Consider the following 22,415-nt stretch of genomic DNA (forward strand, 5'->3'; position numbering starts at 1 on the left):
TGTCTATATCGCTGTTCATGGCTGTGACAGTTTGCCTTCCGCCCGTTTCAAAGAGCTTTCAGCGGCTTCCAGGGAACGCGGCACGGTGATCGTGCGCTTGGCGGGCACGGTGCTGGTGTTGCGGCGACGGGCAAGAGCGAATGCGAGACGGCGGCCGAACATGAGCGGACCGGTCTTTTCGAGCAGGAGGTTCATGGCTCAATCCTCGAATAACGGAAGCTCACGGCTTCCGTCGAGGTGAGCCGGACTTTCCCTAGTGAAGGAAAGCGCCGGCCGACCGGGTACGGTCGCCGCGGGCGATTTTATTTTTCAACGCCAGTACCCGATGCTTGCGGATGCTGGCGCGTCGACTAGGGTGTACGTCCATATGCCTGGATAAGCTAAGGAGGGTGCCATCCGGGCACTGAAAGCCGCTCGGGTAGCCGGCGAATTGTCGCGCCGCAACGTAGATGGGTCAAGCCCGGAAATGCGGTTTCGTGGCGGGGATGCGAGGGGTCATGGCGGGCGTGCAGGCGACGCCCTGGACCGGTCGCGCGCAAGGCGCGCTCCTACAAACCCGCCCTGTAGGAGCGCGCCTGCGCGCGACCGGCCCGAAGCGGCGTTTGCAGGAGCGTGCCCTGCGCGCGAACAAGAACACGGCGGCGCAGCCGCAACCTCGAAACGCGCCTCGCGTGCGACCGGCCTGGAGCAACACCACTCAGGCCGGCAGCGGCCCGCCCTCCACCAGCCCCGCCTCATACACCGCCGCCTCGGCCAGCAGCCACTCGCGGAACTTGGTCACTCCGCAATGCAACTCCGAGCGCTTCGGGTAGGCCAGGTAATACGCCTCCGACACCCGCATGCGCTCCTTGCACAGCACCGTGAGCGCCCCGCACTCGATCAGCGAGCGGGCCATCACCAGACGCCCCAGCGCCACGCCCAGCCCCTCCAGCACGGCCCGCTGCAGGCTCTCCGTATTGTCGAAGCGCGCCACATAGCGCGACGGCAGCGGCATGCCGAATTCGGATGCCCAGTCCTTCCAGCGCCCCGAGGGATCGCCCAGCAGCGGCCAGCCCTGCAATGAGGTATCCGGCAGGCCGCCCATGCGGCGGACCAGCGAAGGACTGGCGATGGGCACGATGTATTCGCCGAAAAGACGCTCGGCCTTCGTGCGCGGCCACACGCCCAGGCCATAGCGGATGGCGCAGTCGATGGTGGGCTCGCGGTCGAAATCGACCACCTCGGCCGAGGAATGCAGGCTCAGTTCCAGCTCGGGGTGCGCGGCCACCAGCCGGGGCAGGCGCGGCACCAGCCAGCTGGACGCCACGGACGGCAGCATGCTGAGGGTGACGGCGTCCTGGTGGCGGTTCTGGTAGCGCCCCAGGGCCTGCTCGATGCCCTCGAAATGGTGCCCGATGGCATCCAGCAGTTGTGCGCCATCGGCCGTGAGCGTGACGCCGCGTGGACCGCGGTCGAACAGCGAACGCCCCAGCCGCTCTTCAAGATTGCGAATCTGGTGGCTGAGCGCGCTGACGGTCAGGTTCAGCTGCTCGGCGGCACGCGAGAACTTGCCCGAGCGGGCGACGAGGACAAATCCCTGGAGCAAGCCGAGCGGCAGACGGGACATATGAATTTTCCTCAAGTCCTGCTTGCAAACATATCGCTTTTACGGGGCCTGTGAAAGGCGCAGCCTTTAGCTCACTGAAAGTCGCAAGGCATTGCGGCGATATCTCATGGGAGGGTGTCATGGCTTCGATCTTCACCGGCCTGGCAGTACTGCACGGCCATATCGTGGACCGGGAACTGCTGTTCCGGCTGGCCCGCACGGAAACGCGCCCGGCCGCCACGGAAAAACCCGACAAGGCACTGAAGGAATGCCCGTGCCCGGAGCCGGCCGCGCCGTTGTGCCCGTCCTGTGTACCGGGCACCTGCTGACGCATCACGCCAGGGCAACCCGCCGGAAGCGATCATAGGGATTTGATCCTTCCGGAGGCTCCCGCATGAATCATCGTCAACTCGGCCGCTCGACACTTCAGGTGGCCCCTCTCGCATTCGGCGGCAACGTCTTCGGCTGGAGCGTGGACGAAGCGCGTGCCTTCGAGTTGCTGGACGCCTTCGTCGACCACGGCTTCAACCTGGTCGACACGGCCGACGTCTACGAAGCCTGGGTCCCGGGCAACGAAGGTGGCGAGTCGGAAACCATCATCGGCAAGTGGCTGAAGCGAAGCGGCAAGCGCGACAAGGTGCTGGTTGCCACCAAGGTAGGCAAGTGGGCGCGCTACCCCGGTCTGTCGCCCACGAACATCCATGAAGCGGTGGATGATTCCCTGCGCCGCCTGCAAACCGACTACATCGATCTCTACCAGTCGCATACCGACGATCCGAAGGTGCCACTGGAAGAAACCCTGCGCGCCTTCGACGATCTGGTGAAGTCCGGCAAGGTGCGCGTCATCGGCGCGTCCAACTACGATGCCACGCGACTGGCCGATGCACAGTCCATCAGCGCGGCAAAGGGGCTCGCCCGCTACGAATCGCTGCAGCCGGAATACAACCTCATGGACCGGCGGGGTTTCGAGGAAGCCTTGCAGCCCGTGTGCGAGAAGGAGCAGATCGGCGTCATCAGCTACTACTCGCTGGCCAGCGGATTCCTGAGCGGCAAGTACCGCAGCGAAGGCGATCTCGACAAGAGCAAGGCACGCGGTGCGAAGGTGAAGAACTACCTCAATCCACGCGGTCTACGCGTGCTCGATGCACTGGATACCGTGGCGAAGCATCACGGTGCGACCCCCGCACAGGTATCGCTGGCATGGGTGATGGCACAGCCCTCCATCGCTGCGGCCATTGCCAGCGCCACCACGGTGGAACAACTGCGGGACATCGCAAAATCCGCCACGCTGGCCTTGACCCATGCAGAGCTTGCCCGTTTGCAGGAAGCAAGCGCCCAGTAATCCCCTACGTCGCCTGCGTTGCAGGATGACAGGGTTGCCGGGTTTCCCCTGCTGCCATCGAAGGCGTATCGGACGAAGATGCGCGGGCCGGAACGATCCGGCCCCCATCCCCAAGGAGGTTCATCATGTCCAGGAAAGGACGCAAGCTCGCCGCCGCCTTCGCGTGTGCGGCATCCCTGCTCACGAGCACGGCCGTATTCGCACAGGCGCCCTTCGCCGACACCCATACGGCGACGCTACGTTGCCTGTACCAGGATCTCACTGACCCCACCGGCGCACGTACCGGCGAAATCGAAGCGCCCGGGTCCATCGCCGGTACGTGGCGATATCCGAAAGTGTGGTCGTGGAGCAAGTTCTTCACCACCTACACACCGCAGGCCGAGGTGGACGCACTCTGCGAAAAGGCTGTCGCGGGGCTGCCGGACGCACGCTACGTACAAGCGCGTGTCGCCGGCACCGGGCTGCTCCAGCTTTCGTACCAGATCTGGTACACGGGCGACGTCAAGCCGGATGCGCCCATCGAACGCATCGTCTCCTTCGGCGACAGCCTGACCGACACCGGCAACATGTCCACCGTGTCGCAGACTTTTCTCAGTTTCTTCGGTGGCGCGCTCCCCAGCTCCACGTGGTTTGCCGGGCGCTTCAGCAACGGCCCGAGCTGGGTCGAATACCTGGCCTCGCGCAACGCGCTCACCCATAACAGCTGGGCGGTGGGCGGCGCCCAGACCGAAGATGCGCAGTTCGGCCTGATCAACGGTATCGAGTCGCAGATCAAGAGTTTCTTCGACAGCGTGGACGTCATCCCGGATTACAAGCCGGAACGCACCTTGTTCACCTTCCTCGTCGCCGGCAACGACTTCGTCAACGACAGCAAGTACGCCACGGACATCGTCCGCCTGCAGCGCGAAGCCCTTAACAACCTCGTGGATGGCGGTGCGCGGAAAATCCTCGTGGTGGAGCTGCCGAACGTCAGCGTCGCTCCCGTGTTCGACATGGGACGCAAGGACAGGGAGGCCGTCCATCAGCGGGTGTACACCTATAACAGCGGGCTGGACGGCATCATCGCCAATGTGAAGAAGCGTGCGCAGGAGCAAGGCATCCTCGACCTGGAAATCCGCAAGGTGCCCGCCTATGCGAAGTTCGACCAGGTACTCCGCTCACCGGCCAGCTACGGTTTCGACAACATCAAGAACTCCTGCCTGGAGATCGATTCGGACAGCTTCTTCAACTACATCAAGACGCCGAAGCCACGCGACTACTGCGTCGCGGACCGCTTCATGTTCTGGGACACCCTGCATCCCTCGACGAAGATGCACGAGGTGATGTCACGCTGGGCGACGGAATACGGCGCACCGGCCTGGGAGCTGAAATAACGAGACAGGGCCACCCTCGCGGGTGGCCCTTACAGGACACATGGCGATGGACGACATAACCGCCGGGCATGCCCGACTGTCGTCCAGGTGGCTTCCGACGAAGATGAGCGGGCCGTAACACCCGGCCCCCATCCCCAAGGAGGTTCACCATGTCCAGGAACGGACACACGCTCGCCGCCGCATTCGTCTGTGCGGCAACCCTCTTCACGGCTGGCAACAGCCTGGCGCAGACCTACGAAAATCCCTTCGATCGCCCCATCACGGCCCAGCTCCGCTGCTGGTACAAACAGTCCGCAGGCCAGGCCAACCTCGCTACCGGTTACGTCGACGCCAGCGACTTCGCCCTCAGGGGACGGTGGCAAGGCATCAGCACCATTCACGAAGGCGCCCTGTTCTTCACCTTGCAGGAGCCTGAAGAGGTCAACCAGGCCTGTCGCCGCGCACTGGATGCGGCGGGCAAGGACACACTCGTACAGGCCAGCGCCGCCGGCGGTCCGTGGGGCAAGAACTTCCAGATCTGGTACGACGGCGATGTCGCGGCCTACCGCGGGCGACCCGTGGAACGCATCGTGTCGTTCGGCGACAGCCTGAGCGATACGGGCAACATCTACAATGAATTCAGGCAGACCTTCCCCATCCACACGTCGTGGTTTCTCGGCCGCTTCAGCAACGGCCCGGTGTGGACGGAATACCTCTCCCGCCGTACGGGTCTCCCACTCAACACCTGGGCGACAGGCGGCGCCCAATCGGACAATGCCTACGGCATCATCAACGGCGTGAAGTCCCAGGTGGACTCGTTCATCGCCTACACGCGCCGCAACGTGAACCGCTACGACATCGGGCGCACCTTGTTCACCGTGTGGATCGGTGGCAACGATGCCATGAACGGCCGACAGGCCAGGGACGTCGTGGCTGACCTGGACACCGCGCTCAATGACCTCGTAGATCATGGTGCACGCAAGATCGTCCTCCTGGGCGTGCCCGACCTCACCCGGGCACCGGCCTTCCGTTCCATCGATGGCATGGACGGCACCGGGCGCCATGACAGCGACGAGGTCTATGCCACGGTGGCGCAGCTCAACGAAGTGCTACCGCAGCTCGCACAACGCGTATCCGAAAGAACGGACGCGCAGGTCGTCTGGATCGATGCCGCAAAACACTTCGACAACGTCCTGGCCGATCCAGGCGCCTACGGCTTTGCGGACGTGACCCGTCCCTGCCTGGACCTGCGTTCGCAGGGCTCGCAGGTTTATCTTTCGACGCAATCCGTACGCAAGGACTGCATCCCGGAGCGCAACGTTTTCTGGGACATGGTCCATCCCACCACCCGCATGCATGAACTGATGTCACGCTGGGTACTGGCCGACCTGCCTTCGGCCTGGGATCTGCGCTAAAAAAAAGGGCCGCCCATGGGGCGGCCCTTTTTCATCGATGGCGACAGCGGATCAGCGCAGACCGTCGATCACGGCATTGAACGTAGCACTCGGGCGCATCGCTGCGCTGACAAGGGCCAGATCCGGGTGGTAGTAACCCTTGATCTCCACCGGCTTGCCCTGGGCGCCGTTGAGCTCGCCCACGATCTTCGCCTCGTTTTCCGTCAGTGCCTTCGCCACGGGAGCGAACTTTGCCTTGAGGTCGGCATCGTCGTCCTGCGCGGCAAGCGCATCGGCCCAGTACATGGCCAGATAGAAATGGCTGCCACGGTTGTCGATCTCGCCCACCTTGCGCGCTGGCGACTTGTTGCTGTCGAGGAAGCGGCCGTTGGCCTGGTCGAGGGTCTTCGCCAGCACGCGGGCGTGCTTGTTGTCGTAGCGCTCGCCCAGGTGCTCAAGCGAAGCGGCCAGGGCAAGGAATTCACCCAGCGAATCCCAACGCAGGTAATCCTCCTCCACGAACTGCTGCACGTGCTTCGGGGCCGAACCACCCGCACCGGTCTCGAACAGGCCACCGCCGGCCATAAGCGGCACGATGGAGAGCATCTTGGCCGAGGTACCCAGTTCCATGATCGGGAACAGGTCGGTGAGGTAATCACGCAGCACATTGCCGGTGACGGAGATGGTGTCCTCGCCCTTGCGGATACGCTCCAGCGAGTGCTTCGTGGCATCCACCGGCGAGAGGATGCGGATATCGAGACCCGAGGTGTCGTGATCCTTGAGGTAACGCTCGACCTTGGCGATCACCTGTGCATCGTGTGCACGCTGCTTGTCCAGCCAGAACACGGCCGGGGTCTGCGACAGACGGGCACGCTGCACGGCAAGCTTCACCCAATCCTGGATCGGCGCATCCTTGGTCTGGCACATGCGCCAGATATCGCCCTGCTCCACCGCATGCTCGAACACCACCGAGCCGTCGTCGGCGAGCACGCGCACGGTGCCATTGGCGGGAATCTGGAAGGTCTTGTCGTGCGAGCCGTATTCCTCGGCCTTCTGCGCCATCAGGCCCACGTTGGGCACGCTGCCCATGGTGGCCGGATCGAACGCGCCGTGGGCGATGCAGTCTTCGATCACCGCCTGGTACACGCCGGCGTAGGAGCGATCGGGGATGATGGCCTTGGCATCCTGCAGCTTGCCTTCGGCATTCCACATGCCGCCGGAGTCGCGGATCATCGCCGGCATCGACGCATCGACGATCACGTCGCTGGGCACGTGCAGGTTGGTGATGCCCTTGTCGGAGTTGACCATGGCCAGCGCCGGGCGCTGTGCGTACTCGGCCTTGATGTCGGCTTCGATGGCATCGCGGGTAGCGGCATCGAGCTTGTCGAGACGGGCATAGAGATCGCCGATGCCGTTGTTGGCGTCGAAGCCCACCTTCGCCAGCGCATCGGCATGCCTGGCCAGCACATTCTTGTAGAACTCGCGCACCACGATGCCGAACATGATGGGGTCGGAAACCTTCATCATGGTGGCCTTCAGGTGCAGCGAGAACAGCACGCCTTTGGCCTTCGCATCGACGATCTGCGCATCGATGAACGAGGCCAGCTTGTTCTTGCTCATGACGGCCGCGTCGACGATCTCGCCGGCCTTCACCGCCACCTTGTCCTTCAGCACCTTCACGGCGCCATCGCTGCCGGTGAATTCAATGCGCAGGCTGCCAGCCTTGTCGAGCGTGGCCGACTTTTCGCTACCGTAGAAATCGCCGCCATCCATGTGCGACACATGCGACTTGGATTCCGACGACCACTTGCCCATGCGATGCGGGTGCTTGCGGGCGTAGTTCTTCACCGAAAGCGGCGCACGACGATCGGAGTTGCCTTCGCGCAGCACTGGGTTCACGGCGCTGCCCATGGCCTTGCCGTAGCGGGCGTTGCTTTCCTTCTCCGCGTCGGTGGACGGCGCATCCACGTAGTCGGGCAGATCGTAGCCCTGGGACTTAAGTTCGCGGATGGCCGCCTTCATCTGCGGCACCGAGGCGCTGATGTTGGGCAGCTTGATGATGTTGGCTTCCGGCGTGGTGGCCAGCTCACCCAGTTCGGCAAGGTGGTCGCCGATACGCTGGGTATCGGTCAGGCGCTCGGGGAACTGGGCGAGGATGCGGCCGGCGAGCGAGATGTCGCGCGTCTCCACCGCAACGCCTGCGCTACCCGCGAAGGCCTCGATGATCGGCAGGAACGAAGCCGTGGCGAGGAACGGGGCTTCGTCGGTGAGCGTATAGATGATCTTGGGCGACTTGGACATGATGCGGCGAGCCTTGTGCTTGAGTGGGCCAGGTCATGGGGCCGGCCAGCGCAGGCCACAAGGGCGCACCGGCAGGCGGACAACCCGTCCATTGTGGCCCGGATGGGCCGGCAGGGGAAAGCGAGGGTGCAGCACGACCCCCTTGACACCCTGTAGGAGCGCGCCTCGCGCGCGACCGGCTGAAACGGTGCGCTCCGTAGTAAAGCAGTCCCTGTGGTGTTTCGCTCCGTAGGAAGGGCTCGCCTATCGGCCTCGCACTCGGCGCGTGAGCGTGGCGGCGAACGAGGCGACGGGGGCGGCCCTTGGCGCTCCGGCCTGCGGTGTCCCTCGGGAAAGGAGGAGCCGCTGCGCGGCTCAGTGTCTTATGGCTTCGCCCCTTCGGGCACGGTGAGCGGGCGGGGTTTTTCGACTCGGCTCCTGCCTCGGCGAAAAAGGCCGGCCTTCCTGGCCGGCCCCGCTACGCGGCCTTTTCCGCCCACTCCCCTCACCTCCATCAAGTCGCGCCAAGGGCCGCCCCCGCCGCCTCTCCACACGTCGCGGCAGCTTGTTGTAGGAGCGCGCCTGCGCGCGACCGGTTGTCGCGAACACCATCATCGTTTCGATACCACCGGTCGCGCGCAAGCACGCTCCTACAGAGATGCGGTGTCGCAAGACGGATCGCCGATGCGACCGGTGCCTCCTCACGACTAACCTGGCGTAACTACTGTCATGTAGGAGCGCGCCTCGCGCGCGACAGCACCCTAGCGAAAAGACCGCTACCAAAGGGGTGGGAGCCGATCGCATCGGCGATAGCGTTTCGCGAAATGAGCCGATAAAAAAGCCCATGCAACGTCATCGCGCTTACTGGCAAACCGAGGCGCTGGGTTCCTGCATGCGCAGGAACGACGAGCGTGTGGTGGCGATTTTTCAGAATCCTTCCATATCCAAACGCGTGCGCAATTTGGTACGGTGTGCGCGTTGTCTGCTCGTTCGTTGACGGCTCGGCAGACAACCATCGCTCGACGTATCGAGAAAGACGCGGAACGGAGGTGCGACAACACCTCCGCCCGCTGACCAAACCAACCGCTTAGGAGTTGATTATGGCTGTGCCAAATCTTAAGGCATTCTCACACCCACCGTCTGTCCCGGACGGTCCAGGGACGTCCTAAACGCTCGTCAGGACGCGGCTAACGCCCGCGTTCGTCCTGATTTCTCACCGTTTCTGGCTCTGCCGTCCTACCCGGCGCGTAGCGCCCTGCCTGTGAGAAAACCGGACAAAGTGCGGGAATCGTGAGATCTCGTCGCCCGAGTCGATGAGGGGCACGGCCCTTGGCGTGCCCCGCTCGGAAGGCGGCGCTTTAGGGAAAACCAACGACATGAGTGATCCGAAAGACGAAGGCGTCCTCGGCGAGGGGAGCTTTGGCCTGAATGTCGAGGCCAGCATGGATACGTTGATGAATGACGCGACCGCGTGGCAGGCGTATGCGGAGGCGATGCAGTCGGTGTTGACCGAATACATGGCGGAAACGGAGTTGCCGAATCAGCGGTGCGTCGCCCGGGCGATGTCGGGTGTCAACGTGCTGTATCGCATGGGCCTGCAATGCACCAGGCAGGCGAACGTGCGGCGTATGTGGGATGAGGTGCGCGCGCTGGGAGGGGCGAAATGATCGTGGGGCTGTGGGAAGTGGGTGTGGCGCTGGTGTTGCTGGTGGTGAACCTGCTTGTCTACATGAGCAGTTATGGCCAGAGGTGTTCGCTGGCGACGGGGGCGCGGATGTTTTCGGTGTTGTCGTTTGTGGCGTTTATCGCCGGGTCGTTCGCCGTGGGGGATATGGCGGCGCATGGGTGTCTGCTGCCGCGGGAGGAATGGCCGGGGATGGTGTTTGAAGCGGCCAGTGCGGGATTGGTGGGCGCGTCGCTAGGGGCGGTCTGGCTTTGGGGGATGTCGCGGTAGGAAGCGATGCGCCCGACGACACCGTATCCCTGTAGGAGCGCGCCTTGCGCGCGACCGGATGCATCGAAACGATGATGGTTTTCGCGACAACCGGTCGCGCGCAGGCGCGCTCCTACAGGGGTGCGGTAGCCCAAAGGTTTTCCCACACGACGACCTTGAGATGGGGAGAGGCGGCGGGGGCGGCCCTTGGCGCGACTTGATGGAGGTGAGGGGAGCGGGCGGAAAAGGCCCGAAGGGGGCCGGCCAGGAAGGCCGGCCTTTTTCGCCGAGGCAGGAGCCGAGTCGAAAAACCCGCCCGCTCCCCGGGCCCGAAGGGGCGCAAGCCATAAGACACTGAGCCGCGCAGCGGCTCCTCCTTTCCCGAGGGACACCGCAGGCCGGAGCGCCAAGGGCCGCCCCCGTCGCCTCTGAGCGGCCACGCCACAGGCGCCGAGTGCGAGGCCGTAAGGCGAGCCCTTGCTACGGAGCGATGCACAACAAGGGCTGCTTTACTACGGAGCGCAACATCGCCGATGTGATCGCCCCCCCTTCGGTAGGGAGGCAGCTTTCATCGGTGACGCAGCGTATCAAACGGTCGCGCGCAAGCACGCTCCTACAACAGGGGTCGGGTGCGGAGGGCTTTGCGTTCCTGGCGGCGGGCCTTGCGGGCCTTCCAGCGGTCGGAGAGGCACGCGAAGATCACGTACAGGGCCGGGGTGGAGAGGAGCGTGAGGCTCTGGGAGATGAGCAGGCCACCGATCATCGCGATGCCCAGCGGGCGACGCAGTTCGGAGCCTTCGCCCAGGCCGATGGCGAGGGGCAGCGCGGCAAGGATGGCGACCATGGTCGTCATCATGATCGGGCGGAAACGGACCAGACAGGCTTCGCGGATGGCTTCCTTCGGCGGCAGGTGATGTTCGCGCTGCGCTACCAGGGCGAAGTCGATCATCATGATGGCGTTTTTCTTCACGATGCCGATCAGGAGCACCAGTGCGATCATCGCCACGACCGATAGCTCGGTATCGGTGATGACGAGGGCCGCCAGTGCGCCGACACCCGCTGCCGGCAGTGTCGAGAGAATCGTCACCGGGTGGATCAGGCTCTCGTAGAGCATGCCCATCAGCAGGTATACGGTGACGATGGCGGCGAGGATCAGCAGCGGCATGTCGCTCTGCGACTGCTGGAAGCGGCGGAAATCGCCGCCGGCTTCCAGGCGGATATCACCTGGCATGCGCAGGCCGTCGATGGTTTTCTGGATGACCACCATCGCCTCGCCCATGCTGGCATTCGGTGCGAGGTTGAAGCTCACGTCCATCGTCGTGTACTGGTCTTCGTGCACGATCTGCACGGGTGCGAGACCCGGAATCTGCCGCGCCAGTGCCGACATAGGCACCATCGCGCCGGAGGTGCTCGACTTCACGTAGAGCTGATTCAGCGCTTCGGGCGTCGCCGCCATCTGCGGCAACGAGTTGACGATGACGCGATATTGGTTGATGTCCGAGTAGATGGTGGACACCGCACGCTGGCCGAACGCGTTGTACAGCGCGCCGTCGATATCGCCGATGCCTACCCCGAGACGCGCGGCCGTGTCGCGGTCGATCACGATGTTCTGACGCAGGCCGGCTGCATCGATGTCGCTGCCGACATCCTTCAGCACCTTGCTCTTCTTCAGTGCATCGACGAGCTTCGGCAGCCACACCTGCAGTTCGCCGATATCATTGCCCTTGAGCGACACGGAGTACTGACCACCCTGCGACGAACCACCGCCGCCACCGGTCGGCAGGTCCTGGATGGGGCGCAGACGCAGGTTGAGGTCTGGATACTGGTTGGCCTTGGCCGACAGACGCGCCAGCGCATCGAACGTGGTATCCGTGCGCCCCTCCGCCATCGTCTTCAGTTCGATGTTGAAATTACCGGTGGAACCGGTACGACTGGTGCCCAGGCGCGAGCCGACGGCTTTCACGTCAGGATCGGCCAGCAGCATGTCGGTGAGGCGTGCCTGGCGGCTCATCATCTCGCCGAACGACACCGTGGAGCTGGCCGTGGCGCGCGCGGCGATCAGGCCCGTGTCCTGCGGCGGGAAGAAGCTGCCCTTCACCATGCCGAACAGGAAGAAGGTGATGACGATGAGGCCCAGCGGCGTCAGCGCCATGAGCAGGGCATGGCGCAAGGTCCAGTCGAGCGCCGTGGCATAGGCCTTCACCATGCGCTCGTGCATGCGCTCCAGTGTGCGGCCCAGCTTCGATTCCGGTTCGTCGTTCTTGTGCGAGGTGAGGAAATGGCCGCACAGCGATGGCGTGAGCGTCAGCGAGACGACGGCCGATACGGTGATGGCCGCAATCAGCGTGACGGTGAATTCCTTGAAGAACATGCCGATGATGCCGGGCGCCAGCAGCAACGGAATGAACACGGCCACCAGCGAACCGGTGATGGAGACGATGGTGAAGCCGATTTCGCGCGCACCAAGCAAAGCCGCCTCGAAGCGAGGGATGCCTTCGTCCATGTGACGGATCACGTTCTCGATGACCACGATGGCATCGTCCACCACGAAGCCGATCGCAATCACCAGCGCCAGCAGGGTGAGGTTGTTCAGCGTGTACCCGAACGCGTACATCACCACGAAGGCACCGGCCAGGGACAATGGCACGGCAAGGCCGGCGATCACGGTGGGTGCGAGGCGCCGCAGGAACAGTGCCATGGTCATGATGACCATCGCCAGGCTGATGAAGAGCGTGGCCTGCACTTCGTGCAACGAAGCGCGGATGGTGGGCGTGCCGTCGAAGAAGGAATGCAGGCGCGCGCCTTCGGGCAGCCAGCTCTGCATGGTGGGCATGAGCGCCTTGACGCGGTCCACCGTGTCGATGACGTTCGCGTCCGACTTGCGGTACACATACATCAGGATGCCAGGGCGGCCGTTGAACCAGGCGGCCTGGTAGGCGTCCTGCTGGCCGTCGTAGACCTTGGCCACGTCCGACAGCCGCACCGGCACGCCGTTCTTGTTGGCGATGACCAGTTTCGCGAACTGGTCGGCCGTGTACAGCGAATCATTCGCCGTGACGGCGATATTGGTGTTGCCGTCGGTGAGGAAGCCCTGCGGCGAGGTGACGTTGGCGGCGGTGAGCGCGTTGCGCAGCTGGTCCGGCGACAGGCCCATGGCGTTCAGCGCGCGCAGGTTCACGTCCACGCGAATGGCCGGCGTGGCGCTGCCGGCGATATCCACAGTGGCAATGCCCTCCTGCTGGCGAAGCCGCTGCGCGAGGATGGAATCGGCGACGTTATAAAGATCCGTGCGCGCCATCGTGTCCGAGGTGAGCGCGAGCACGATGATGGGGTCATCGTTCGGGTTGGCCTTGGTGTACGACGGCGCATTGAGCAGGCCCGTCGGCAGGTCCGGCTGTGCGGAGTTGATGGCCGACTGCACGTCGCGTGCCGCCGAATCGATGTTCACGCCGTTCTGGAAGAACAGCAACACGAAGGTGGAACCTTCCGAGCTGTTGGAACGCATCGACTCCACGCCCGGCACCTGGCCCAGGTGTCGTTCCAGCGGCGCAGCCACCGTGGACGCCATCGTGCTGGCATCCGCGCCCGACTGCTGGGCCTGCACGAAGATGGCGGGAAACTGGATGCCCGGCAACGCGGCCACGCCAAGCAGCGAATAACAGATAAGCCCCACGACAAAGATGCCGATGGCAAGCAGGGACGTGCCGATCGGGCGGCGGATGAAGGGGCCGGAAATATTCATCGGGGACGCTGGGTGGGGAACGGGTGGGTACGCATCACGTTCCTACGAACGCACCAGTCGCAAAAAGGTTTCGCCGGGTGCTTGCGCACCCGGCGAGAAGGTCAGGAGTCTGGTCTCGGCGCCTTGCGCCATCAGCTCGCCGTCCGCGGCTCGGCGTGCGCCAGCGCTCGTCGGCGCTTGCGTTCTGCCAGCCAGTCGGAGAACCGCTCCATGTACAGATAGATGACGGGCGTGGTGTACAAGGTGACCAGCTGCGAGAGCAGCAGGCCGCCCACGATGGATACGCCCAGCGGCTTGCGCAGCTCCGAGCCGATGCCGTTGCCGAGTGCCAGCGGCAGTGCGCCGAGCAAGGCGGCCGCCGTGGTCATCATGATGGGGCGGAAACGCAGCAGGCAGGCGCGGCGGATGGCATCGGTGGCGTTCATGCCGGTGCGCTTCGCCTCGATGGCGAAGTCGATCATCATGATCGCGTTCTTCTTCACGATACCGATCAGCAGCACGATACCCACGATGCCGTCCACCGACAGCGTCATGCCGCACATCAGCAGGGCCAGCAGCGCGCCCACACCAGCCGGCGGCAGCGTGGAGATGATCGTCAGCGGATGGATGTAGCTCTCGTAGAGCACGCCCAGCACGATATAGATCACGATGATCGCGGCCAGCAGCAGGAGCACTTCGTCACCCACCGACGTGGAGAACTCGGCGGCCTTGCCGATGAACTGGCCACGCACCTGCGGCGGGAAGTTGAGGTCCTTCTCCACTTCGTGGATGGCGGTCACGGCCTCGGACAGCGAGTAGCCCGGCGCCAGGTTGAACGAGATCGTCACGGCGGGAAGCTGCTGGAGATGGCTCACCACCAGCGGCGCCGTGGTGACCTTGGCGCTGGCCAGCGACGCGATGGGAATGGTGCCGCCACCGCCTACCTGGAAGCCTACGTTGCCCGTGTTGCCGATACCCGACGGCGTGGCCGAGTTGCTCGATGCCAGCTGGCCGAAGCTGGTGGCATTGGAACCGGTGAGCGCGCCGTTGCCGTTGCCGCGCACGGTGAGCTTGTTGAGCAGGTCGGCGCTGGAACGGAACTCCGGCGACACCTCAAGCACCACGCGGTACTGGTTGAGCTGGGTGAAGATCGTGGAGATCTGGCGCTGGCCGAAGGCGTCGTACAGCGTGTCGTCGATGGTCTGCACCGGTACGCCGAGACGGCTGGCCGTATCGCGGTCGATGGTGAGCTTGAGCGCGGTGCCCTGGTCGGCGAGATTGTTGTCAACGTCGGCCAGTTCCTTGCGCTTGCGCATCGCGGAGGTCATCTGCTGCGCAAAGCCCGCCACCTCCGTCGAGTTCACGTCGGAGAGCGAGTACTGGTATTCCGTGGCGGACACCTGGCTGTCGAGGGTCACGTCCTGCACCGGCTTCAGGTACAGGGCCACGCCGGCAATGTTCGACACGGCCTTCTGCAAACGCGGCAGCACCTTGTCGAGGCCGTCGCGGTCGCTGCGATCCTTCAGCACCAGCGAGATCTGGCCCTGGTTGAGCGTGGGGTTCACCGAACCGGCGCCGATGAAGGCAGCCACGCCGGCCACGTCAGGGTCTTTCGCCAGCGCATCGGCCACGGCCTTGGTGCGTTGTTCCATCTGCGGGAAGGCGACGTTCTGGTCGGCCTGGACCACCGCCGTGATGAGACCCGTGTCCTGCTCGGGCAGCAGGCCCTTGGGGATCACGATGTAAAGCACCACGGTGAGCGCCACGGTCAGGGCCGCCACCAGCATGGTGAGCGGGCGATGGTCCAGTACCCAGTCGAGACTGCTGCCGTAGCCTTCGACGATGCGCGACCACGTGGTGTGCTTGCCCGCCGCAATGGCGTGCTCGTGGGCGTCTTCGGCTTCCGGCAGCTGGTCGGCCTTCAGCAGGTAGGCGCACATCATCGGGGTGAGGGTCAGCGAGACCAGCATCGAGATCGCCACCGCGATCGTCAGCACCCAGGCGAATTCGTGGAACAGGCGACCGGTAACGCCCGGCATCAGCAGCAGCGGCAGGAACACCGCGATCAGCGAGACGGTGAGCGAGAGCACCGTGAAGCCGATTTCCTTCGCGCCGATCTCGGCGGCCGTCTTGCCGTCGTAACCCTGCTCGATGTAGCGGACGATGTTCTCGATCATCACGATCGCGTCGTCCACCACGAAGCCGGTGGCCACCGCCAGCGCCATCAGCGAGAGGTTATCGAGCGACATGCCCGCGAAGGCCATGACACCGAAGGTGCCCATCAGCGACAGCGGCACCGCCACCGACGGAATCACGGTGGCCCACAGGCGACGCAGGAAGACGAAGATCACCGCCACGACGAGGCAGACCGTAAGGATCAGCGTGAACTGCACGTCCTCCACCGACGCGCGGATGGTGATGGTGCGGTCGGCGAACACCTTCAGGTGCACGTCGGCCGGCAGCACCTTCTGCAGGTCGGGAATGGTGGCGCGGATCTGCTTCACCGTCTGCACGATGTTCGCGCCGGGCTGGCGGCGGATATCGAGCAGCACGGCGGGCTTGCCGTTGGCCCAGGCGGCGAGCTGGTCGTTCTCCACGCCGTCGACCACGTTGGCCACGTCGGACAGACGCACCGGCGCGCCGTTCTTGTAGCTGATGATGGTGCCCTTGTAGTCGGCGGCATCGGCCAGCTGGTCGTTGGTGCCGATCGAATACGACTGGGTCTTGCCGTTCAGCGTGCCCTTGGGCGCGTTGACGTTGGCCTGGGTGAGCGCGCTGCGCACGTCCTCCATGGTGAGGCCGAGGTTTGCCAGCTGCGCGGGGTTGATCTGGATACGCACGGCTGGACGCACGTTGCCGGCGATGGACACCAGGCCCACGCCCTGCACCTGCGACAGCTTCTGCGCGAGGATCGAGTCGGCGTAGTTGTTGACGTCACGCAGCGGCAGGCTGTCCGAGGTGAGCATCAGCGTCATGATGGGCGCGTCGGCCGGGTTCACGCGGTTGTACACCGGCGGATACGGCAGGTTGTTCGGCAGGGTGCCGCGCGCCTGGTTGATCGCCGCCTGCACGTCCTGCGCCGCGATGTCGATGTCGCGGTCCATGTTGAACTGCAGCACGATCGTCGACAGGCCCGCCGACGAGTCGGAGCTCATCATGCTGAGGCCGGAGATCTGGCCGAAGTTGCGTTCCAGCGGCGTGGTGACCAGCGCGGCCATCGTGGTGGCGCTGGCACCGGGATACTGGGTGGTGACAACGAGGCTTGGCGCGTCGATTTCCGGCAGCGCCGAGACCGGCAGCTGGCGGTAACCGAGGATGCCCAGCAGCAGCACCGCCACCATGAGCAGCGAAGTTGCGATAGGTCGGCGAATGAAGAGTGTCGAAAAGCCCACGTTCTGGTCCTGGTGTGGCGGGTCCCGTGAGACCCGTGGGCGGCGCACCCGTGCCGGGCGCGCCGCGCGCTATCAGCCGCCGCGGCGTCCGCCCTGGCGCTTCTGGCCGTCCTTCGCCTTCTGCAGTTCCTCCGCCGTGGGCGCGGCCGGCACCTGGCCCGGCGCCAGCGGCTGCACCTTGGAACCCGGCTTCAGGCGGAACTGGCCTTCCGTGACCACCTTGTCGCCCAGTTTCAGGCCCTTGCTGATCATGACGTGGCTGTCGCCGACCTCGGTGGCGGTTTCCACGGTCTGCATCTTGACCGTGTTGTCGCCCTGCACGAGGTATACGTAGTCGCCATCGGGACCACGCTGCACGGCCTGTGCCGGCACCACGAGACCGCCCTTCACCGTGCGTACGCGCAGCTGCACGTTGACGAACTGGCCCGGCCACAGCTGGGTCTTCTCGTTGTCGAACAGCGAGCGAAGGCGGAAGGTGCCCGTGGTGGTGTCGATGGTGTTGTCGAGCACATCGAGGTGACCGGTGGCCATCACATGCGCATCCACACGATCGAGCGCCTGCACTTCGAGCGACGACACCGACTCGTTACCGTCCGAGGAAGCGGACCGCACCATGTCGAGATTTTTCTCAGGCAGGAAGAACATCACGTAGATCGGATGCAGCTCGGTCAGCGTGACGATGGAATCGGTGGTGGCGACGATGTTGCCCACGTCCACGGCGCGGATGCCGGCGAGGCCGTCGATGGGTGCGATCACCTTGGTGAAACCCAGCTGCACCTGCGAGGCGCGGATCGCGGCCTGATCCGCCACGACGGTGGCGTTGGCCTGGTCGAGCGTGTTCTTCAGGTTGTCGAGGTCCTGCTTCGACACGTACTGCTGGCCGCCCTTGCTGACCAGGTTCTGCGAACGGTCGAGGTTGTTCTTCGCCGTGGCCGCGGAGGCCTGGTCCTGCTTGAGCTTGGCCACCGACTGGTCGTACTGCGACTGGATGGTGCGCGGATCGATCTCGGCGATGACATCGCCCTTCTTCACTTCCTGGCCTTCCTTGAAGTTCAGCTTCATCAGCTGACCGCCCACCTGCGGCTTCACGGTGACCGTATTACGTGCCTGCACCGTGCCCAGCGCGGTGAGATAAACCGGTACGTCCTGGCTCACCGCCGGAACGACGGTGACCGGTACGGGTGGCTGATCCTTGCCCTGCCCTTCGCCATTGGCCTTGCCTTGTGCATCGGCCGCAGCCTCGCCATGCCCCTTGCCGCCGTGCAGGCGGGGAACGACGACGATGCCTGCGATCACCACTACCACGATGACGGCCAGCGCGATTTTCCAGAAACGCGACATGAAACACTCCCAGATGAATAACCGGTCGAACGCGGCGGTGAGGACCGGGGCGCGCCGTGCGCCATGGGTTTATACCCGTAATACGTCAGGATTCCACGGCGCCAATATAGGTGTAGGGGAACGGGATTGAACAATGCCGGTTGACAGGGGTACACCATGACTGACGACATGTTTCCCCGGGCTTCTCCCCGTCTGATTCAGCGCCCGTTCCCAGACCGCTGACGTACGCCGAGGTTCCGCTATACTCGGGAAGGTTCGATCGCCGCATCGCGGCTTGCAGGCACGCCGGTCCCCGGGGAGGGGGACGGCACACCCAAACCCAGTGGAGTGAATGCGTGAGCGGTTCTCCAAGCAAGTCCGACCAGAACTTCATGCGCCAGTTTTCCTGGCTGACCGCCGGCCTCAGCGTGCTGGCCATTGCCTTGATGGTGCTCGCATACACCATCTACAGCCACATCCCCAAGGAGCAGGACCCGGCCGTTGCCAAGCGCACCGAGGCCCGTATCGCTCCCGTGGGCGGTGTCTACGCGGGCGATACCGGCCGTGCCGCCATGCAGGCCGCCCAGGAAGCCGCGGCCAAGGCCGCTGCCTCGCAGGTGGCCTACGGTGGCAGCACCGACGGCAAGACCATCTACGACAACCTCTGCCACAGCTGCCATACGGCGGGCGTGGCCGGTGCGCCGAAGCTCGGTGACAAGGGCGCCTGGGGCTCACGTATCGCCGAAGGTGCCGCTGTCCTCGTCAAGCACGCCATCGAGGGCTATACGGGCCCCGACGGCAACCACATGCCCGCGAAGGGTGGCAATCCGGCCCTCACCGACGAACAGGTCGGCAACACGGTCAAGTGGATGATCGACCAGGCGAAGTAACGCACGGCAACATTGCAGGAAGGTTGCCTTGCCGAAAAACGCCGGAAGGCCGCGAGCGATCGCGGCCTTTTTCGTGCCCGGTCGCCCCCTGTAGGAGCGCGCCTTGCGCGCGACCGGCACAGGGCGAGGCGTGTCAGGGTGGATATCGCGATCCCGGTCGCGCGCAAGGCGCGCTCCTGCAAGGGTCTGGATGCCTCGCTCCGTGCCGGTCGCGCGCAAGGCGCGCTCCTACAAGGGGTGGGTGGCGATCCAGTGGGCGGCGAAGGCGCGCAGGTCGGGGAAGAAGCGCTCGAAGGTGCCGCGCAGGGCCTCTTCGTCGGCCAGTAGTACCGGCATGGCGTCGGCCACCGGGTTGGCGCGGGACAGGCGCGACGACAGCCCGGCCAGCGCATGCTCCACCCGCTCCAGCCGTGCATAGCCCGCCGGCAGGTCATGGGTATCCATATATATAAGGAACCGCTTCAGCCGCTCCGGCAGCAGGGGCATGGCCGCATGCAGCTCGGCACGGTAGCGGTCGGAGAATGCCGCCAGCGGCTCGTCGCTCCAGCGTGCGAAATCCCTCGCCAGGCAGTGATCGAACCACATGTCGAGCAGGATGCCGCCGTAGCGACGAAACCCCGCAGGCAGGCGCTCGCGCGCCGCACGTACCTCATCATGAGAGTCGGTAAAGCCATCGATGGCCCGATGCAGGTAAATCCCATCGCGCACGCGCGCCGGCAATGCCTCATCGGGCGTGCCATGGGTGAAGTCGCCGAGGATGCCGCCCAGGCGCAGGGCCGCGTCATCACCCGCCAGCAGGGCGTGGGCGAGCACGTTCATGGTGCGCGCCCGGCGCGGGGTCCCGGGGCAGCGGTTATCATGGTGGGCATGAGCGATCTACTACCTGATGCGCCGGAACACTTTCCGGCCGAAACCCTGAGCTTCGCGCTCGCCGGCCCCGCGGGCAAGCTCGAATGCGAAGCCAGAGCCGCCACCGAAGGCCGACGCAACGCCGTCGCCGTCATCTGCCATCCGTTGTCCACCGACGGCGGCAGCATGCACAACAAGGTGGTGACCATGATCGAGCGCTCGCTGCGCGAGTCCGGCCTCGATACCGTCATCTTCAATTTCCGCTGCGTCGGCCGCTCCGAAGGGGCCTTCGACCATGGCAATGGCGAAAGCGACGACCTTGCCGCCGTCGTGGCCTGGGCGCGCAAGGCGCGGCCCGGTGCGAAGCTCTGGCTCGCCGGCTTCTCCTTCGGCAGCTATGTGAGCCTGCGCAATGCCGTGGCGCTGAAGGCCGATGCCCTCATCAGCATCGCGCCGCCCGCCGCCGGTCGCGGCTGGGACTTCTCGCCCATCGCGCTGCCCTCCTGCCCCTGGCTGGTGGTGATGGGCGATGCGGACGAAATCGTCGAACCGCAGGCGGTGTACGACTGGGTTGCCGCCCTGCCCGAGGGCCACAAGCCCAACCTGGTGAAAATGGAAGAAACCAGCCACTTCTTCCATCGCCGCCTCATGGACCTGCGCGGCGTCATCAAGCACGCCGTGCTGCACTGGCCGCCTGCTCCGGAACACGCATGACCTGTAGCGAATCCACGCCGGGCGAGCGTTACCGCGACGGCATCGCGGGCCACCGCTGGGAGTCCGACCCCGCCCAGCTCGGCGTCATCGCCGAGTTCGATCGCATGCATGCCGCGCTGTGCACCGCAGAGCCCACGAGTGGCAGCGGCCTGTTCGGCCGCCTGCGCAGCATGCTCGGCAACGAACAGCGCAAGGCCGTGCAAGGCCTCTACCTGTGGGGCAGCGTCGGTCGCGGCAAGACCTTCCTGATGGATCTCTTCGTATCCAGCCTGTCGCCGGGCCTCGCACTGCGCCGGCATTACCACCGCTTCATGCAGGAGATCCACGCCACGCTGCGCGAGCTGGGCGAACGCCAGAACCCGCTCGATGAAGTGGCTGCGCGGCTCGCCGCGAAATGCCGCGTGCTCTGCCTCGACGAGTTCCTGGTCACCGATATCGGCGACGCCATGATCCTCTCGGCCCTGCTCGACGGACTGTTCCAGCGTGGCGTCACGCTGGTCACCACCTCGAACACGCCGCCGCAGAACCTCTACAAGGATGGCCTCCAGCGTGCCCGCTTCCTGCCGGCCATCGCCGCCATCGAGCAGCATTGCGTGGTGCACGAGATGGTGTCGCCGCGCGACTGGCGCCTGCGTGCGCTCAGCCAGGCGTCGGTCTACCTCGTGCCGCCGGGCCAGGAGTCCGAGCGCTCGCTGGCGAAGATCTTCAGCGGACAGGCGCAGGGCGATGTGACCGAAGGTGGCAGCCTGCACGTCAATGCGCGCGATATCCCCGTGCGCAAGCGCGCGGAGAACATCGTGTGGTTCGACTTCGCCGCGTTGTGCGAGGGCCCGCGCGCGGTCACCGACTACATCGAACTGGCCAGGGCCTTCCCGGCAGTCATCATCTCCAACGTGCCGCAGTTCACCGTGTACAGCGAGAACGAGGCCAAGCGCTTCGTGTTGCTGGTGGACGAGTTCTACGACCGTCACGTCAAGCTCGTGCTGTCGGCCGCCGCGCCCATCACGGAGCTGTACGACGGCAGCAAGGTACGCGCCGAGTTTGGCCGTACCGAGTCACGCCTGATCGAAATGCAGAGCGAGGACTACCTCGGTCGTGACCACAAACCCTGAAGGACATGGCAAGGGGATGGCTGGTCGTCCACCCCCGGTTTCCATCATGCTTGCCGGGCGGGTATCCCGCGCCATCCCACGAGGTACGCCATGGAACATTGCGAACTGATTCCCGGCCGCGGCATCCGCCGGGGCGACACCGATATCTTCTTCGGCATGCGGCGCAAGGCACTGCGCGATGCGCTGGGCTACAAGAGCGCCGGCGACAGCATGTGGGACGACGAAGACGAATACGCCGACAGCCATGGCGATGACTGGCTTCTGCTGCGCTTCCTCGACGACAAGCTCTGCGACATCGAAGTGCGCGGCGGCCATCTCGTGCATGAAGGCATCGAGCTGAAGAACACCGACGTCAATCTGCTGAATGCCGCGCTGAAAAAGACCGGCATGGAACTGGAGAAAACCCAGTGGCTGTCCGAGGGACGCGACTGCGTCGACCTCCAGGTGGTGGTCGCATCGAGGGAAGACGCCGGCGACATCGGCGACGAGATCGAATGGGTCATCGCCAGCAGCGACTTCAAGGTCGAGTGA

General features: G+C 64.8%; 17 protein-coding genes. 10 read left to right on the forward strand and 7 right to left on the reverse strand.

Annotation, left to right across the window (positions count from 1 at the left end):
- Positions 1 to 15 precede the first annotated feature (15 nt).
- Complete coding sequence (locus tag HBF25_RS16090) at positions 16 to 195, reverse strand: hypothetical protein (RefSeq protein WP_166950176.1); 180 nt, start codon at positions 193 to 195, stop codon at positions 16 to 18.
- A gap of 502 nt (positions 196 to 697) precedes the next feature.
- Positions 698 to 1,606 (reverse strand): LysR substrate-binding domain-containing protein, encoded by a 909-nt coding sequence (locus HBF25_RS16095; protein ID WP_166950178.1) that lies wholly within the window; start codon positions 1,604 to 1,606, stop codon positions 698 to 700.
- 119 nt (positions 1,607 to 1,725) lie between these two features.
- Here HBF25_RS16095 and HBF25_RS16100 point away from each other — a divergent pair, with 119 nt between their 5' ends.
- The 4 genes from HBF25_RS16100 (at position 1,726) to HBF25_RS16115 (ending at position 5,694) form a co-directional block, all read left to right on the forward strand.
- Positions 1,726 to 1,914 (forward strand): hypothetical protein, encoded by a 189-nt coding sequence (locus HBF25_RS16100; protein ID WP_166950180.1) that lies wholly within the window; start codon positions 1,726 to 1,728, stop codon positions 1,912 to 1,914.
- A gap of 65 nt (positions 1,915 to 1,979) precedes the next feature.
- On the forward strand, positions 1,980 to 2,927 hold the full coding sequence (locus HBF25_RS16105) for an aldo/keto reductase (protein ID WP_166950182.1): 948 nt from the start codon (positions 1,980 to 1,982) through the stop codon (positions 2,925 to 2,927).
- 125 nt (positions 2,928 to 3,052) lie between these two features.
- Positions 3,053 to 4,300 carry an SGNH/GDSL hydrolase family protein gene (locus HBF25_RS16110; protein WP_166950184.1) on the forward strand — a complete coding sequence of 416 codons (1,248 nt, stop codon included), beginning with the start codon at positions 3,053 to 3,055 and terminating at the stop codon, positions 4,298 to 4,300.
- A 149-nt stretch (positions 4,301 to 4,449) separates the two neighbouring features.
- Positions 4,450 to 5,694 (forward strand): SGNH/GDSL hydrolase family protein, encoded by a 1,245-nt coding sequence (locus HBF25_RS16115; protein ID WP_166950186.1) that lies wholly within the window; start codon positions 4,450 to 4,452, stop codon positions 5,692 to 5,694.
- Between the two features lie 51 nt (positions 5,695 to 5,745).
- Here the strand turns inward: HBF25_RS16115 and HBF25_RS16120 are convergent, their stop codons facing one another.
- Positions 5,746 to 7,974 (reverse strand): NADP-dependent isocitrate dehydrogenase, encoded by a 2,229-nt coding sequence (locus tag HBF25_RS16120; RefSeq protein ID WP_166950188.1) that lies wholly within the window; start codon positions 7,972 to 7,974, stop codon positions 5,746 to 5,748.
- Positions 7,975 to 9,287: 1,313 nt separating this feature from the next.
- Here HBF25_RS16120 and HBF25_RS16125 point away from each other — a divergent pair.
- A complete protein-coding gene (locus HBF25_RS16125) occupies positions 9,288 to 9,620 on the forward strand; it encodes a hypothetical protein (protein ID WP_166950190.1) in 333 nt (110 codons plus the stop codon).
- Complete coding sequence (locus HBF25_RS16130) at positions 9,617 to 9,907, forward strand: hypothetical protein (RefSeq protein WP_166950192.1); 291 nt, start codon at positions 9,617 to 9,619, stop codon at positions 9,905 to 9,907. The genes HBF25_RS16125 and HBF25_RS16130 overlap by 4 nt, the downstream gene beginning before the upstream one ends.
- Before the next feature lie 592 nt (positions 9,908 to 10,499).
- Here HBF25_RS16130 and HBF25_RS16135 read toward each other — a convergent pair.
- The 3 genes from HBF25_RS16135 to HBF25_RS16145 form a co-directional block, all read right to left on the reverse strand.
- Complete coding sequence (locus tag HBF25_RS16135) at positions 10,500 to 13,628, reverse strand: efflux RND transporter permease subunit (RefSeq protein ID WP_166950194.1); 3,129 nt, start codon at positions 13,626 to 13,628, stop codon at positions 10,500 to 10,502.
- Between the two features lie 131 nt (positions 13,629 to 13,759).
- A complete protein-coding gene (locus HBF25_RS16140) occupies positions 13,760 to 16,999 on the reverse strand; it encodes an efflux RND transporter permease subunit (RefSeq protein ID WP_166950196.1) in 3,240 nt (1,079 codons plus the stop codon).
- Positions 17,000 to 17,071: 72 nt separating this feature from the next.
- Positions 17,072 to 18,340: an efflux RND transporter periplasmic adaptor subunit gene (locus HBF25_RS16145; protein ID WP_166950198.1), complete on the reverse strand. Its 1,269-nt coding sequence runs from the start codon at positions 18,338 to 18,340 to the stop codon at positions 17,072 to 17,074.
- 371 nt (positions 18,341 to 18,711) lie between these two features.
- Between HBF25_RS16145 and HBF25_RS16150 the strand changes: the two genes are divergently transcribed.
- Positions 18,712 to 19,209: a c-type cytochrome gene (locus HBF25_RS16150; RefSeq protein WP_166950387.1), complete on the forward strand. Its 498-nt coding sequence runs from the start codon at positions 18,712 to 18,714 to the stop codon at positions 19,207 to 19,209.
- A gap of 228 nt (positions 19,210 to 19,437) precedes the next feature.
- On the opposite strand, the gene HBF25_RS16155 is transcribed toward HBF25_RS16150, so the two are convergent.
- Positions 19,438 to 20,028, reverse strand: a complete 591-nt coding sequence (locus HBF25_RS16155) for an acyl carrier protein phosphodiesterase (protein ID WP_166950200.1) — start codon at positions 20,026 to 20,028, stop codon at positions 19,438 to 19,440.
- Positions 20,029 to 20,076: 48 nt separating this feature from the next.
- Between HBF25_RS16155 and HBF25_RS16160 the strand changes: the two genes are divergently transcribed.
- The 3 genes from HBF25_RS16160 (at position 20,077) to HBF25_RS16170 (ending at position 22,415) form a co-directional block, all read left to right on the forward strand.
- The gene (locus HBF25_RS16160; protein ID WP_166950202.1) at positions 20,077 to 20,772 is read left to right on the forward strand and encodes an alpha/beta hydrolase; all 696 of its coding nucleotides are present in this window, start codon (positions 20,077 to 20,079) and stop codon (positions 20,770 to 20,772) included.
- Complete coding sequence (gene zapE / locus HBF25_RS16165; RefSeq protein ID WP_166950204.1) at positions 20,769 to 21,884, forward strand: cell division protein ZapE; 1,116 nt, start codon at positions 20,769 to 20,771, stop codon at positions 21,882 to 21,884. Before HBF25_RS16160 ends, zapE begins: the two co-directional genes overlap by 4 nt.
- 90 nt (positions 21,885 to 21,974) lie before the next feature.
- On the forward strand, positions 21,975 to 22,415 hold the full coding sequence (locus HBF25_RS16170; protein WP_166950206.1) for a hypothetical protein: 441 nt from the start codon (positions 21,975 to 21,977) through the stop codon (positions 22,413 to 22,415).

The sequence above is a fragment of the Luteibacter anthropi genome (assembly GCF_011759365.1).
Classification (GTDB): domain Bacteria; phylum Pseudomonadota; class Gammaproteobacteria; order Xanthomonadales; family Rhodanobacteraceae; genus Luteibacter; species Luteibacter anthropi.